13 protein-coding genes are annotated in these 14000 nt (G+C 56.4%); 3 read left to right on the forward strand and 10 right to left on the reverse strand.

Translation table 11 applies throughout. The annotated features are described in order from the left end of the window. Positions 1-43: 43 nt before the first annotated feature. The 4 genes from ACR3EH_RS18930 to ACR3EH_RS18945 all read right to left on the reverse strand — a co-directional run bounded on the left by ACR3EH_RS18930 (position 44) and on the right by ACR3EH_RS18945 (position 4422). A complete protein-coding gene (locus ACR3EH_RS18930) occupies positions 44-925 on the reverse strand; it encodes a carbohydrate ABC transporter permease (protein ID WP_171187560.1) in 882 nt (293 codons plus the stop codon). Between the two features lie 10 nt (positions 926-935). Further along, positions 936-1967, reverse strand: a complete 1032-nt coding sequence (locus ACR3EH_RS18935) for a carbohydrate ABC transporter permease (RefSeq protein ID WP_171187558.1) — start codon at positions 1965-1967, stop codon at positions 936-938. Positions 1968-2036: 69 nt separating this feature from the next. Next, complete coding sequence (locus tag ACR3EH_RS18940; RefSeq protein WP_171095302.1) at positions 2037-3281, reverse strand: ABC transporter substrate-binding protein; 1245 nt, start codon at positions 3279-3281, stop codon at positions 2037-2039. A 94-nt stretch (positions 3282-3375) separates the two neighbouring features. Beyond that, the gene (locus ACR3EH_RS18945; RefSeq protein WP_171095304.1) at positions 3376-4422 is read right to left on the reverse strand and encodes an ABC transporter ATP-binding protein; all 1047 of its coding nucleotides are present in this window, start codon (positions 4420-4422) and stop codon (positions 3376-3378) included. 113 nt (positions 4423-4535) lie between these two features. Between ACR3EH_RS18945 and ACR3EH_RS18950 the strand changes: the two genes are divergently transcribed. After that, positions 4536-5540, forward strand: coding sequence for an ester cyclase (locus ACR3EH_RS18950; RefSeq protein WP_171187556.1), 1005 nt, complete (start codon positions 4536-4538; stop codon positions 5538-5540). Beyond that, entirely contained in the window at positions 5537-6412 is an 876-nt protein-coding gene (locus ACR3EH_RS18955; RefSeq protein ID WP_171187554.1) for an amidohydrolase family protein, read from the forward strand. The genes ACR3EH_RS18950 and ACR3EH_RS18955 overlap by 4 nt, the downstream gene beginning before the upstream one ends. A 20-nt stretch (positions 6413-6432) precedes the next feature. On the opposite strand, the gene ACR3EH_RS18960 is transcribed toward ACR3EH_RS18955, so the two are convergent. From ACR3EH_RS18960 to ACR3EH_RS18975, 4 genes are read right to left on the reverse strand one after another with little or no spacing between them, the layout of a single operon-like run. Continuing rightward, positions 6433-7296 carry an HpcH/HpaI aldolase/citrate lyase family protein gene (locus tag ACR3EH_RS18960; RefSeq protein ID WP_171648021.1) on the reverse strand — a complete coding sequence of 288 codons (864 nt, stop codon included), beginning with the start codon at positions 7294-7296 and terminating at the stop codon, positions 6433-6435. Next, entirely contained in the window at positions 7293-8711 is a 1419-nt protein-coding gene (locus tag ACR3EH_RS18965; RefSeq protein WP_171676272.1) for an MmgE/PrpD family protein, read from the reverse strand. The genes ACR3EH_RS18960 and ACR3EH_RS18965 overlap by 4 nt, the downstream gene beginning before the upstream one ends. A gap of 11 nt (positions 8712-8722) precedes the next feature. Then, entirely contained in the window at positions 8723-9559 is an 837-nt protein-coding gene (locus tag ACR3EH_RS18970) for an HTD2 family dehydratase (protein ID WP_171676269.1), read from the reverse strand. Positions 9560-9578: 19 nt separating this feature from the next. Continuing rightward, a complete protein-coding gene (locus ACR3EH_RS18975) occupies positions 9579-10706 on the reverse strand; it encodes a CaiB/BaiF CoA transferase family protein (protein ID WP_216601667.1) in 1128 nt (375 codons plus the stop codon). 101 nt (positions 10707-10807) lie between these two features. On the opposite strand from ACR3EH_RS18975, the gene ACR3EH_RS18980 reads away from it, so the two are divergent. Further along, on the forward strand, positions 10808-11695 hold the full coding sequence (locus tag ACR3EH_RS18980) for a LysR substrate-binding domain-containing protein (protein WP_253746681.1): 888 nt from the start codon (positions 10808-10810) through the stop codon (positions 11693-11695). A 47-nt stretch (positions 11696-11742) separates the two neighbouring features. On the opposite strand, the gene ACR3EH_RS18985 is transcribed toward ACR3EH_RS18980, so the two are convergent. Both ACR3EH_RS18985 and ACR3EH_RS18990 read right to left on the reverse strand, forming a co-directional pair. Beyond that, a complete protein-coding gene (locus ACR3EH_RS18985; RefSeq protein WP_171187542.1) occupies positions 11743-12765 on the reverse strand; it encodes a GlxA family transcriptional regulator in 1023 nt (340 codons plus the stop codon). 18 nt (positions 12766-12783) lie between these two features. Further along, complete coding sequence (locus ACR3EH_RS18990) at positions 12784-13998, reverse strand: NAD(P)/FAD-dependent oxidoreductase (protein WP_171187540.1); 1215 nt, start codon at positions 13996-13998, stop codon at positions 12784-12786. Positions 13999-14000 lie beyond the last annotated feature (2 nt).

Consider the following 14000-nt stretch of genomic DNA (forward strand, 5'->3'; position numbering starts at 1 on the left):
GCCGGATGGCGCGCAACCGCGTTATGTCTTGCAGATGCACTCATCAGCCTTTGACCGCACCGGCTGTCAGACCACTGACAATCTGGCGCTGGAAGAACAGGATCAGGACGAACAGCGGGGCAGTGGTCGAGACCACAGCAGCAACCGCGTACATGATCTTGCCTTCAACTTGCGTGGTGCCCATGAAGCTGTTGATGGCAGGAATGATGGTCTCATTCTCTTCACTCAACAGCATCGCCGTGACGGCAAAGTCGTTATAGGCCAGCAGGAAGCTGAACAGACCTGTGGTGATCACGCCGGGCCACATGACCGGTACGATCACATGCCAGAAGGCCTGGAACCGCGTACAACCATCGACCATGGCGCTTTCGTCCATGTCCTTGGGGATGTTCTTGAAGAAAGAATGCAGCATCCACAGCGTGAACGGCTGGTTGATCGCCACAAGCACGATGATCGTTGTGGGCAGAATACCCCAGACATTCCACTCGAAAAACGGCAACAGATAGCCCGAGACTAGCGTGATATGCGGCATGGCACGGAACACCAGCGCAGCCATCAGGATCCAGAAGGCATAGCGAAAACCGGACCGGGCCAGAGCATAGCCGCCCAAGGTGCCGAAGGTCAGCGAGATGACCACGGTAAAGAACACAACGATGCCGGTGTTCCTGAAATTGAACCAGAAATCCTCGAGCACCCAGGCGCCGTAATAGCCCGCACCGGTAAAGGCGCTTCCGGTCTGTTCGATTGTGTTGGTACCTGTCAGGGCGTTCATCCAGTCGGCCTTTGACAAGAAGTCGGCCTGCACCTTGAAACTGCCCCAGAAGGTCCAGAAGAACGGGAACGCCGCAATGATCAGCCACACCGCCACAAAGGCGTATGAGAACAGCTTGAGCGGGGTCATGCGAGATTGTGCTTTGGTCGCCATGTCGTGTCCTCTAGTGAGATTTGCGGGTGAAGTCGCGCCAGGTGCGGATCAGCACAGGCGTCATCAGGATGACCACCAGAATAATGGTAATCAGCGAAGTCGCACCGGCCGAACCGTAAAGCGGATTGCCGCTTTCGCGCAGGTCATTGTAGATGATCCAGCTGAGCGACTGAGCGTGCGCTTCAGCCTTGAAGCTGACGATCGGTTCAAAGACGCGGAAGTTATCCATGATCATCATCAGCGTCACAAAGGATACCAGCGGGGCAAGGTGCGGTACGATCACATGGATCATACGCTGCCATTTGGTGGCACCATCGATCTGTGCGGCCTCCATCGTGTCCTCGGGGACCGTTTGCAAACCCGCGTAGAATGTGATGAAGCTGAAGGGTAAGGTGTGCCACACCCCGTAAAACATCAGCATGATCCATGTCAGCGCGGTCGATGCTTTCAAACTCAGAGTTGGATCGTTGAAGATGTTTTGAATCGTGGCCCCAATCACACCATCACTGTCGACCATCCAGAACAGGATCAAAGAACCCACAAGCGGTGTAACGAGGAAGGGCAACAGCGAGATGAAAATCGCCAACCCCTTGAGCATATTGGGCAAGTTGTTCACGCCAACTGCGATGGCCATACCAAGGACTAGCACCAGTGGGGTTACGATCGCCGTGTAGGCCAGTGTAAAGGTCAGCGCGCTATAGAACGGAAGGTTGTAGACCTTCGAAAAGAACTCACCCATCGAAGCCGAGCTTGCCCAAGCCTCGCCTACTTCTGCAAAAGCCAGATGCGAGCGGTTGGTGTAAGTTCCTAAACCATTGAACTGACCCAGCGGCCGTTCCTCTTGCAGCTTGGCCGTTGCTTCAAGGTCTACCGACGTTGTCGGCGTACAACCGAACGGGCCGCAGCTTTCAGACACGACCAGAACTTGTTCGTGCGCAACAAACAGCGACTGAATAAAGACCGAGACGATAGGCAGGGCGATGAACAAAATCATCGCGGAAAGCGTCGGCAGAATGAACCAGAAAAAGGTGCGGTGCTTCATGGCGTTCGTCCCGATCTGAAGTCCGAGTTGTGTGAGGGGGCCTGAACAGCCCCCTCGGTTCCGGCAGAATTACTGGAGGAAACCAGCTTCTTTAGCGGATGTTCTGTAGGCGGCCTCGACATCGGCCAGCGCTTGTTCAGCGCTTTCGTCACCCTTCAGGAAGTCCGCCAGTTCCGCGCCCAGCGCTGCGTGCAGCAGGCCCATCTGCGGGATCATCGGATAAGGCTTGGCACCACCCTGAGCGGTTTGCGCTACACCCGCCGCAGCCGGTCCGGGCTGGAAGCCGTCCAGCAGCCAAACGGCGTCGTCATTGTTGGCTGCAACCATGTCCGGTGTCAGAGCACTGACCAGAGCCGCAAAGGTGGCTTCAGCCTCTTCATCCGATACGTTGGACGAGATCGCGATGCCATCCCACCACAGTGTGGCCGAAGGGATCGAGCCACCACCAACGGTCGGCGCCGCAGACAGAACCGTGTTCGATGTCACTTCTTCGGTCGAACCTTCATCGTCCAGGATTGGCGAACCGCGCGAACCCCACATGACACCCAGTGCCGCCTGACCGGATTCCCACAGGCCCTGCGTCTCGTTCGAGGCGTGGGTCAGGTGGTCAGGATGGGCATACTCGGCCAGCGATTTCATGACTTCCAGAGCAGCAAGGCCCTTTTCGTTGTTGACCGCTGGTTCCGCCGAACCGGGCTCGAAGAACTCACCGCCATGACCCAGATAGATCATGTTGAACACCTCACCGACGTTCCAGCCGGTTTGCAGGTTCATCACAATCGGGTGCTCCATGATACCCGCTTCGCGGATCATGGCTGCGGCTTCTAGAACCTCTTCGTACGTGGCAGGGATGCCTTCGAAACCTGCCTGCTCAAGAATGTCCTTGCGCGAGAACAGGTGCTGCGAGTTGGCCATGAACGCTACGGCCATGACGTTGCCGTCGATGGTGATCAGCAGGTTGGGCGAGATGTTTTCGCCGTACTTCTCAACCAGATCGTTCAGCGGGCGGACCAGACCGTCATTCATCAGCTGAGTCAGCGTCGCGTTTGCCAAAATCACCGAGGAATACTCAGCCGGATTCGGCGTCAGGGCCGCGTTCATGATCTGACGGGCTTCGGTCGTGTGGTTGGTGGAAAACTCAGACGCACCGGCGGCACAGTTGCTCTCAGCAGTACCTGCGACAGCGTGGATGGCCGGGAAGTCACTGGCCAGAATGCGAATGGATTGACCTTCGGGACCACAGTTGGCCGCATAGGCAGCCGTACCCATCAGACCCACAAAGGCGGTTGCGGTAGCTAGATTTTTCAGAAACATCTCATCTCCCTGTTTCTTTGAAAAGTGATGCGCGCCCCTTACGCGCATGGGTTAGATTCCCGGGGTTGCTCCCGGTGGTTTGGCGGGGCTTTCTTCAGATCCGTTGTCCAGACGTGCCATCAAACAGGTGGCAAATTTCGGTGGGAACCGAAATGGAAACCATATCGTCGATCTCTGCCCGGAAGTTCTTGTCTGCCTTCACGGATACCAATGCGCCTCCGACACGAACCGAAATCATCGTCGCATCGCCCAGCAGTTCCTGCGTGTAGATCGGAGCGTTGATCTGCCCCTGCCCTTCCGCCGCCAGCGTCGCATCTTCAGCGCGGAACCCAAGTGTCAGGGGACCATCAGGCGCAGTGATATTCGGAATCTCCACGTGGTCGGCGACAAACGTGCCGTTGCGGACTTGGCCTTCCATCAGGTTCATGGCCGGGTTGCCGATAAAGCTGGCCACAAATGTATTGGCCGGGGTGTCGTAGATTTCGGTCGGGCTGCCGACCTGCTGAACGACACCGCTTTTCATCACCACAACGCGATCTGCCAGCGTCATTGCCTCGATCTGGTCGTGTGTCACGTAGATGGTTGTCACTGCCAGTTCATGGCTGAGGTTCTTGATCTGCGCCCGAGTTGAAACCCGCAGTTTCGCGTCAAGGTTGGACAGTGGTTCGTCCATCAAAAAGACGTTCGGCTCACGCACAATGGCGCGCGCCAAAGCAACGCGCTGGCGCTGCCCGCCCGACAGTTCCGCTGGTTTGCGATGCAGGAAGTCGTCCAGTTCGACCATTGCCGAGGCACGGCGCACCTTATCATCATGCGTTGCAGGATCGATACCGCGTACCCGTAGCGGGAAGCGGATGTTCTCGTACACGTTCATGTTCGGATAGAGCGCGTAAGACTGGAACACCATCGCCACATCGCGGTCTTTCGGCTCCATTTCGTTGACGCGCACGCCGTCGATCATGATGTCGCCTTCACTGGCATCTTCCAGGCCCGCGATCATCCGCATCGTTGTGGTTTTGCCGCAGCCTGAGGGACCCAGCAGAACCAGGAACTCCTTGTCAGCTATGGTCAGATCGAAATTGTCGACGCCGACAAACGAACCCCATCGCTTGCCAACATTGCGCAATTGAATCTCGGCCATCCGCTTCTCCCGTTGGATTGGAAATTTTTTGCATACGCTTGCAAATACGGTAGACTTAACTGCGTCATTTTGGCAAGGTTTTTTTGCAATCGTATGCAGAAAGGCGTTACTCGATGTCCGGGTTCTCGGCAGAAAAGCAAGTAATCAAAGAGTTTTATGAGCAACTGGACCGCTCCGAAACAGGAGCGGAACACAAGGTTCTGTCAGAGTACTACAGCTCGAATCACATCTGGCGCGGGTTTCATCCGTTTGACGAGATACGCGGACCTCAGGCCGTTGCAGATACCTTCTGGACGCCCCTGCGCGCATCGCTGACGCAATTACAAAGGCGGCAGGATGTCTTCATGGCAGGCGCCAACGAAATGGACGATTTCTCGTCTGTCTGGGTGGTGTCGATGGGACATCTGATGGGCTTGTTCGATACGCCCTGGTTGGGTATCGCGCCAACCGGCAAGTTGGCTTTTTTACGCTATTGCGAATTCAACCGTGTGGAAGATGGCAAGATCACCGAAACAGCGATGTATTTCGATGTTCCACATCTAATGTTGCAAGCCGGGCTGCAACCCTTCCCGCCGCAAACCGCTGCCCAACTGGTACAGCCCGGACCAATGACCCATGACGGGCTGATGTTTGACCCCCAACCCCCAGAGGAAGGTGAACAGACTCTGGCGGCGATCAACGCGATGATCTCGGATCTGGGTCAATGGAACAGCGGGCTGAGCCTTGAGGATGAACTGCGCCGCACATGGCACGAAGACATGTTGTGGTGGGGACCCACAGGGATCGGCGCGACCTACACGATTGAGCGCTACGCCAAGCAACATGCAGGGCCGTTCCGCGCAGGTTTCACCGACCGGTCAAAGACCAAACATCTCTGCCGCATGGCCGAGGGGCATTATGGTGGCTTCTTCGGCTGGCCCAACTTCACCGCCCGCCCTACCGGAGGCTTCATGGGCATGCCCGCCACAGACAAGGCCGGAGAATTCCGAGTGATCGACATTTACCGTCGCGCGGGTGACAAGCTGGCTGAAAACTGGATTTTCATTGACTTGCTGCATTTCTGGAAACAGCAAGGCGTAGACATTCTGGGACGTATGCAACAGGTGCCGCGCACATGACTGGCTGGATAGACGCGCATCATCACCTTTGGGATCTAAAGGCCGTTCACTACCCGTGGCTGATGGCCAAAGGCGTTGAGCGGTTTTTTGGAGACCCGTCTACCATTCAGCGGAACTACCTTTTGGGCGAATTCAACGCAGATGCCCAAGCTCAGGGCATCCGCGCCTCGGTCCATATTCAGGTGGGGGCCGAAGATGGGATGGCCGAAGCCCGGTGGGTTCAATCGGTGGCGGACGCCAACCCCAACTGGCCCATGGCACAAGTGGTCTTTTGCGACCTGACCGCACCGGATCTGACGGACCAATTGGATGCGTTCCAGCACCTCAGCACCGTACGTGGCGTGCGCCAGATCGTTGGCCGCGCGCCCGGAGAGGATGCGCAAACCGGCACCAACGCCCTGTTGGACGACCCCCGCTTTCTGACCGGTTTGCAAGAGGCCGGGCGACGAGGGTTAAGCTTTGATTTGCAACTGATCCCCGAACTCTACGAGAAAACCGCTCGTGTGTTGGCCAAAGCGCCAGACACGCAAGTTGCGCTTTGCCACGCTGGATCACCCCATGACCGCAGCACTGCGGGGTTGAATGAATGGGCCAAAAATCTGCGAACGCTGTCAGATTTGCCGCACGTGACCTGTAAACTCTCGGGTCTGGGCATGTTTGACCATCACTGGTCGACCCAAAGCATCCGCCCGATTGTCGAGACAGGCCTTGACCAATTCGGCGCGCACCGAACCATGTATGGTTCGAATTTTCCGGTCGACAGCCTGTACAGCGACTACGCAACCCTCATGAGGGCCTATGCGGAATTAATCCCGGAAGAGGCCAAGTCGGCAGTGTTTCGTGAAACAGCAAAGCGGTTTTATAAGCTCTGACGCCGAAGAACTGTGTAGGTTCATGCGAAACGGTCAGAAAACCGAGATCCCGCCTCAAGGACGCGCCGCGCTTTTTCGACGATCGGCAAGTCGATCATCTTGTTGTCGAGCGAAACGGCACCACGACCTTCAGCCAGGGATTTTTCGTATGCAGCCACAATCCTCTGCGCCTGAGCAACTGCGTTTTTCGACGGGGTAAACGCAGTATTCAACGGCGACACTTGTGAAGGGTGGATTGCAAAACCGCCCTCAAACCCCAATTTGGCAGATCTTTCCACTGTCGTGCTGAAGGCGGGAATGTCGTGATACTGCGCGATGCTGCCGGCATAGCCCAAAGGGATTTTGCCGGCCGCCCGTGCTGCTGTCACGATCTGTTGGCTCGGATAAAGCAGACCGCCCCATTCGGGCTCCATGCCCATCTCCAGGCAAAAGTCTTCCGTCCCGAGATTCAACGCGATCAATCGCTCTTGTGCTGCAGCAATCATCGGCGCATTAAGCAACCCCACCGGGCTTTCGATCAAACCAATCAGGGACACGTCATCGCATCCCTTGGCATGAACGAAATCGGCAACTTTCTGAATAAATTCACGGTTTTCGACTTTTGGCAGGATCAAGTAATCGATCCCTGCCGCAGTCGCTGCAGACAGGTCATCCTCTAGAAGCGCGTCGTCGTTGTTTATCCTGACCGCTACCGATTTGCCTTTATTCCGCAATACGGTCGTCGCACCGCGAAGCCTTTGCCGCCCATTCTCCTTTTCGGACTGCGGCACTGCATCTTCAAGATCAAGGATTATAACATCAGCTTCCGTCCTTGCAGCTTTGGGGACGAGGGCTTCAACGTGCCCGGGGATATAGAGAAGCGACCTGAGAGATCTGTTTTTCATCCCGCGCGCGCCATCATTGGGGGCGACACCTGACCAAGCAATCCGGTGTCCAACAAAGGCGTATCGCCATGTGCCGCCAGATATGCCTGTGCCAATTCGACCGAGCAGCCGCAGGCGCGCACCTTTTGCATTAAGTCGGCTTTGGTCATGGGCATGGACGCACCGCCAGGAACAAAAGTCATTTCATGGCTGATCACTTGACCGTCTTTGAGTTCGACTGTGATCGTTTCCGGGGTTGTCGGACCGATGTCACCAGTGTCACCTTTCGGCAGATCGTACAGATCCAGCTCGATCGAAGCTGTCAGTTCGCGACGCTGAGGATCGTTGAATCCGTCTGGCTCAAAGTCGCCGGGGACGACGCGGCCTTCCAGTAAACCAACGGCGATACAGTACCGCACCGAAAAGCGGGCCTCGGCGTCGTTGTCCGGTACACCAAAGCCTGCAACGCGATGGAACGGCGCGGGCATGCGGATTTTGACAGAAGCGATATCGCTTGGGTGTTTGATCTGTTGGCTCAACTCAATCGCACCGTAAATTGGGCGTTGTGTGTAGGCGCAGCTCGGCCACAGCTTTCGGATAACCGGGTACTGTTGAACAGCCTGGCCCAGTTCCATCGTCTTCATCATTTCACGAAAACCAATGGATTCCGGTGTGCCGTAAACCTTTGTAAACCCAAACTCGGAATCCCACAGATTACAGTTTCCAGTTGCGTCCGCGCGACCCAAAAGCGCCGCCCTCAGCCCAGCTTCCGCCGCCAATCCGGTATGAAGCGCTTTGGCGTCATAGCCGATCTGTGTCAGCAACCCGGAAGAAGACGACACCGCAAGCGCCATAGCATTGAACATTTGCCGCGCCGACAGCCCAAGTGCCTTGGACACTGCGGCAGCTGTCCCAATCGGACCCAATGTGGATGTCGAGTGCCACCCGATGTCGTAGTGACCGTATCCCAGCGCTTTGCCCATCCAGATGATGGTCTCATACCCTACGATCCAGGCGTCATTCATTTCGTCAATTGTCATCGGCACCTTGTGAGCAAGGCTCAGCAAAGCACTCAGAACCGGCGCGCTTGCGTGACTGGACCCGGACAGTTCGTAATCGTCGAAGTCCAGCGCCGCTGCACGCGCGCCATTGGCCAGCGCTGCACCGGTTATCGACAGCATCTCACCGCCACCAACCGGCGGAACTGACCCCTGTCTCAGGCCAAAAAGCATTGCATCCGATGCCGCAGTGGCCTGACGCTCTGTCGCGCCCAAAACCATACAGGACAATGTGTCGATCAGCGTGAAACGCGCCTGTTCTCTCACTTCGGCGTCAACGCCAAGGTCCGACTGCGTTGCCCATTCCGCAAGACGCTCCGAGAAGTTCAGCACATTTGGTTTTGCCACGGTTTGCTCTGCGTCGAGTTTCGATTGCATAGGCCTGAACCTTAGAAAGTGGCTGTTGCTTGCATGGCTTTGGCCCCGTCATGGCGGCGCGCCCACAGCTGCATCGTGTTGTTTTCGCGAACACCTTCGATATGGAAGGGATTCATCCCTGCCAGAGGTGCAGTCCCGCGAAACTCAAAGGTCTTCGGGGCTTTTCCCATGGTGCGCTGGGCAAGGTCGACCAACAAGGTTGCCGTGAGCGGCCCATGAAAGACCAGACCGTCATACCCTTCAACCGAACGGGCATAATCCACGTCATAGTGAACCCGGTGCCCGTTAAAGGTCAGCGCCGAATAGCGGAACAGCATAACCTGTGTGGGCGAGATCACCTCGGACACTTCAGCTTGGTCAGGCGCTTGGGCTGGCATAGGTTTTGGGGCGTCAGGATGCGGATCTTCGCGGTACACGATGTCATGCTCTTCGGTCAGAGCAAGCGTACCGTCGCCCAGGAAAACCTCATGCAGAACGGTCACGAAACATAATGAGCCGCTGCGCCCGTTCTTTTCCGCAATATGCTTGATCGTAGACCGCTTTTTGACCTGATCGCCAATCGGAACGGGTTCCAGAAATTCAAACCTGCCACCGGCCCACATCCGACGGGGCAGCGCGACAGGAGGGAGAAACCCCCCTTTTTTTGGATGGCCGTCCCTGCCCAACTCATCAGCTGGTTTCGCTTCAAGAAAGTACAGCCAATGCCACAGGGGCGGCAAAACATCGCCGTTTTCCAACGTCGGTTCGCGACCAATCGTGGCCTGCATGAACTGGGCGGGCTCGGCGCGCAAACTGTCTTCGTGCGTCTGCGAACGTCCGATCCAGGAGTCTACGGCTTGCAACATCATGTTGACCTCTCTGCTTTGGTCAGGCGAATTCAGCGCGCAGCGCCGGGCCATGCTGGTTGATTGCAGGAGAAGACGACAACGGGCTGACCTCTTCAACATCCACCCAACGAATTGGCGCTGCGGGTATCGCGATCGTTTCATTTCCTTCAGTTGTCACTTCGCGACGCCGCAAGGCTGGGTGGTTGCCCAGCGCTTCAACACTGTTGACTGCGCCATACGCGATGTTCGCTGCGGCCAACCGAGCCCGGAACTCTTGCAAGGTCAGCTCTCGCGACACCTTGGAAATCAGGTCCTCCAGCGCGTCGCGATTGGCAACCCGGTCATTGTTGGACGCAAATCTGGAGTCTGAGCCTGCGGTGTTCGAGCGCAAGACCTCTTGGCAAAACCGCTGCCACTCACGTTCATTTTGAATGGCGATTAACGTTAATGCGCCTTCGCTCGTTTCGAACGCACCATAGGGGGCCATACTTGGATGGCGCAAACCCACGCGTTGCGGTGCACCTTTTCCGTATTCGCTGTGCATCAGCGGGACACTCATCCAGTCTGCTGCCACGTCGAACAACGAGACGGCCAAAGCAGCGCCTTCGCCCGTCATTTCACGACGCATCAGGGCTTCCAAAACGGCCGCGTGGGAGGTCATGCCTGCACCAATATCACAAATCGATACGCCGATGCGTCCCATTTCGTCAACACCACCGCTGATTCCAGTGAGACCAGATTCAGCCTGAATCAGAAAGTCATAGGCCTTCAGATGCTTGACCGCGTCGCTTTCTCCATAGCCGGTGATGTCAACGGTAATGAGATGCGGATGCATTTCGCGCAACTCTGCCGAACCAAACCCGGCGCGCGCCATGGCACCCGGAGCAAGATTTTGAACAAAAACATCAGCCTGAGCGACAATCCGATGCAGCAAGGTCGCGTCTTCTTCAGTGCGGAAGTCAAGCGCCAGCGATTCCTTGCCTTGGTTGGTCCAGGCAAAATACGAACTTGTGCCTTTGGCCGCACGATCATAGCCACGCGCAAAATCCCCTTCTGCGCGTTCGATCTTGATGACACGTGCCCCGGCTTCGGCCAGTCGCGCAGTGCACAGCGGTGCCGCCAGTGCCTGTTCGATCGAGACCACGAGAATGTCTTTCAACGGCTTCATTTCGGCATCCTTGCTGCGATCCATTTTAGGCAGGATAAAAGCGGCTAGCTTGAAAGAAAATTCATTGCTTTTGTATTTTTTGTTTAGTTATTTTAAACAAAATGACGACTCACAAACTCCCTCCCCTTCACGCGTTACATGTGTTTGAAACCGTCGCCCGTCTGGGCGGTGTCCGGGCAGCCGCAGCCGAGTTGAACGTAACCCCCCCAGCAGTCAGCCATCAGTTGGACAAATTGGAAGGATTTCTTGGGGCACCCTTGTTCATTCGCCGAGGGCGCAATCTGGTTCTCACCGAAGGCGCGCATGATTATCTGACAGAAGTCCGCCCCGGCCTAGAAGCGATTGGGCGTGCGACATCGGTTGCGACCCAACAATCTCAACGTGAAATTCTGACAATTGCGGCCCCGCCTACGCTGACCGCAATGTGGCTGATGCCCAAACTGCACGGGTTCTCGGAACTGTATCCCGATTTTGACATTCGTCTTCTCGATCGGATGACATTCAACCCCGAAGAACGAGGCATTGATGTTGCCATTGAATATAGGTTCGAGGCCGACCCGGATTTGGTTTCACTGCAGTTTTTGCCAGACGAACTCGTTGCGTTGACCAGTACAGATTATGCTGAGGCGAACGCATTGCGGGCTTTGGATGACCTGAAAGGCGCGACGCTGATAGAAACTGAAAGGCGTCTGACGTCATGGAAAAAAGTGCTGGCAGGGCGATCCTGGCTGCGTCGTCAGCGTTTCTTTTCGGTCAGTTACTCATTGCACGCATTCGAGGCAGCAGCCCGAGGGATCGGCGTGGCTTTGGGCAATCGGGCCAATGCCGAGAGGATGCTGGCCGAAGGGCGACTGTGCATTCCCTTTGAACTGCCTTCCGAAACCGTGCCCCCTGCCCCGCGCTATTTCCTGAGCGCGGTTTCCCACCGCCAACGTCAGCCAAGGGTTCGCGCCTTCTGGGACTGGCTGGTCGTAGAGGCCGCGATGTAGTTCGCCTTTTCGGGATCGCTTGCTACCACTTTCAGATAGCCGCGCCTTTACGCGGCTGATCGGTCTGCCGTTGGACGCTCGCCAAATCTCGTTTTGTAGGCTTTCGAGAAATTGACGATACTGGCGAACCCTGTCGCGACGGCAACATCAATGATGGACAGATCAGTACCGCGCAGCAACACCCGCGCCCGATCAAGACGCAAATTGCGATAATATCGGGACGGGCTTGTCTTGAGGTGTTTGTTGAACAAACGTTCGATCTGCCGTCTTGAGATTTTTTCGTCTTCGATAAGTTCATCGACCGGAATTGGGTCCTGCAGCGAGTCCTCCATTTTCTTGAGGATACTCAGAAACGCGGGGTTCCGGGATCCGGCCATTTTCGACATGGCCTGGCGTTGCGACCGGTTGCTGTGGCAGTCGAAGTCGTGGACGCAATAATCCGCCACTTTCTGAGCGGTGCCGTTGTCGAAATCCGACTCGATGATGGACAGAGTCAAATCCAGGCCTGCAGTGCCCCCAGCGCTTGAGGCCACACCGTCATCAGCCACAACCCGCGACGGCAAACAGTCCAATTTTGGGAACATTTCTTCAAAGACCGGGGCCAGTGACCAGTGCAACGTCAATTGCGCTTCGTTTGCCAGCCCGGCCCGCGCCAATGTAAACGCGCCGGTTCCAATCGCAGCAACCCGACCGCCGAATCTGGCATGTCTACGCAACCATTGCAGGGTTTCGGGACGGGCTTCCAAGTACCCGGCATTCCCCGAGCATACAATCACGTAATCTGAATGTCGCGTTGTACACAGGCCTGTCTGCGCAGGGATTTCGATTCCGTTCGAACACGTTGCATGCGCGCCGGTCTCGGTCATAATCGACCAGGTGTAACCTGTTTCCCCCGTAACGGAATTGGCGGCCCGCAGCGGTTCGATCCCAGCCGCAAAATCCAGCATGTTGGAACCGGGAAGCAGCAGAAAATAAAAATGGCGCTTCTGCGCAACGCCCGCAGAATGTCCGGCAGCGCTTGGGTGCTCGCCCTCCCGGCACCGGGTGATGGGTTTTGACTCAAGATACATGCGCTGTCGTGCCTTTCCTCAGACTTTAAGAAGTGATTTGAGATCAGTAGCTGTATCCGCAACCATCTGGGGATGCGGGGATTTTCCGGATTCGATCAGCCGTTTCGCAACCATGTAGGCGCGCGGGTCGTTCATCGCATCCGCGGCGATAAGCTGGGCATCGCGGTAGTACCAGACTGAAGTCGACCCATCCTCGCCTTCACGAGAAACGACCTGATCGTAGCCGGCATTCAGACCAGCAATCTGAAGCTTCACATGGTACTGATCAGACCAAAACCAGGGTTTTGCTTCATAAGGCTTGGTTGCACCCATGATGTTCTCAGCAACCGCTTCGGCCTGATCAATGGCGTTGCCGACGCTTTCCAGGCGGATCTGTGCATCACCATGCGGAAACGTCGCACAGTCTCCTGCCGCCCAGATACAAGGATGCGAGGTGCGGCCCCATGTGTCTGTCTTGATGCCGTTTTCAACGTCTACACCGGCGGCTTCGGCAAGGGCCGTGTTTGGCGTGATGCCGATCCCGAAAACAACAAAATCGGCCGGGATCACCTCACCATTGGCAAGCTCCACCCCGTCTGCGCGCTCTACTCCGGTAACGCGTGCAATCTTGGTATCTTCAAAAATGCGTACGTTGTTGGCATCGTGCAGGTCGCGGAAGTACTGAGCGGTTTCCGGGGCAGCAACCCGCTGCAAAATGCGCGGAGCGGCTTCGATCAGTGTAACTTCAAGATCAAGCTTTGCAGCAACGGCAGCAACTTCCAGGCCAATATAGCCCCCGCCAATGATGACGATCTTTCGCCCTTGCTTGAACTCGGGCGCAATTGCATCGATGTCGGCGATGCCACGGATTGTATAGGTCCCGGGCAGAGTACCACCGATGCTCTCGGGCAGGCGGTTGGGGGTCGAGCCGGTTGCGAGGACCAGATGCTCAAACGCCAGCGTTTGGTCGCCACAAACAAGTGTCTGGTTGTCTGCCGATATCTCGGTGACTTGCTGGTTCAGGTGCAGGTCGATCTGATGCTCGTCAAAGAAGCTTTCGGGCCTCAGGAAAAGACGGTCACGCGGCAGCTCGCCCAGAAGATAAGCTTTGGAAAGAGGCGGCCGCTGATAGGGCGGGTGCGCCTCTTCACCGATCAGGGCAATTGGCTTGTCATAACCAAGATTGCGCAGTTTGACGGCAGCGGAGCAACCAGCTTGCCCCGCCCCCACAATGATGACACCGTAATTGGTCATTT

The sequence above is a fragment of the Ruegeria sp. BG7 genome (genome assembly GCF_056535685.1).

Excerpts from the sequence above, each read along its gene's own strand:
- ACR3EH_RS18960 (WP_171648021.1), bottom strand. The coding sequence starts at position 7,296 with ATGAAAAACAGATCTCTCAGGTCGCTTCTCTATATCCCCGGGCACGTT.
- ACR3EH_RS18945 (WP_171095304.1), bottom strand. The coding sequence starts at position 4,422 with ATGGCCGAGATTCAATTGCGCAATGTTGGCAAGCGATGGGGTTCGTTT.
- ACR3EH_RS18985 (WP_171187542.1), bottom strand. The coding sequence starts at position 12,765 with ATGTATCTTGAGTCAAAACCCATCACCCGGTGCCGGGAGGGCGAGCAC.
- ACR3EH_RS18930 (WP_171187560.1), bottom strand. The coding sequence starts at position 925 with ATGGCGACCAAAGCACAATCTCGCATGACCCCGCTCAAGCTGTTCTCA.
- ACR3EH_RS18950 (WP_171187556.1), top strand. The coding sequence starts at position 4,536 with ATGTCCGGGTTCTCGGCAGAAAAGCAAGTAATCAAAGAGTTTTATGAG.
- ACR3EH_RS18975 (WP_216601667.1), bottom strand. The coding sequence starts at position 10,706 with ATGAAGCCGTTGAAAGACATTCTCGTGGTCTCGATCGAACAGGCACTG.
- ACR3EH_RS18935 (WP_171187558.1), bottom strand. The coding sequence starts at position 1,967 with ATGAAGCACCGCACCTTTTTCTGGTTCATTCTGCCGACGCTTTCCGCG.
- ACR3EH_RS18970 (WP_171676269.1), bottom strand. The coding sequence starts at position 9,559 with ATGATGTTGCAAGCCGTAGACTCCTGGATCGGACGTTCGCAGACGCAC.
- ACR3EH_RS18980 (WP_253746681.1), top strand. The coding sequence starts at position 10,808 with ATGACGACTCACAAACTCCCTCCCCTTCACGCGTTACATGTGTTTGAA.
- ACR3EH_RS18955 (WP_171187554.1), top strand. The coding sequence starts at position 5,537 with ATGACTGGCTGGATAGACGCGCATCATCACCTTTGGGATCTAAAGGCC.
- ACR3EH_RS18940 (WP_171095302.1), bottom strand. The coding sequence starts at position 3,281 with ATGTTTCTGAAAAATCTAGCTACCGCAACCGCCTTTGTGGGTCTGATG.
- ACR3EH_RS18990 (WP_171187540.1), bottom strand. The coding sequence starts at position 13,998 with ATGACCAATTACGGTGTCATCATTGTGGGGGCGGGGCAAGCTGGTTGC.
- ACR3EH_RS18965 (WP_171676272.1), bottom strand. The coding sequence starts at position 8,711 with ATGCAATCGAAACTCGACGCAGAGCAAACCGTGGCAAAACCAAATGTG.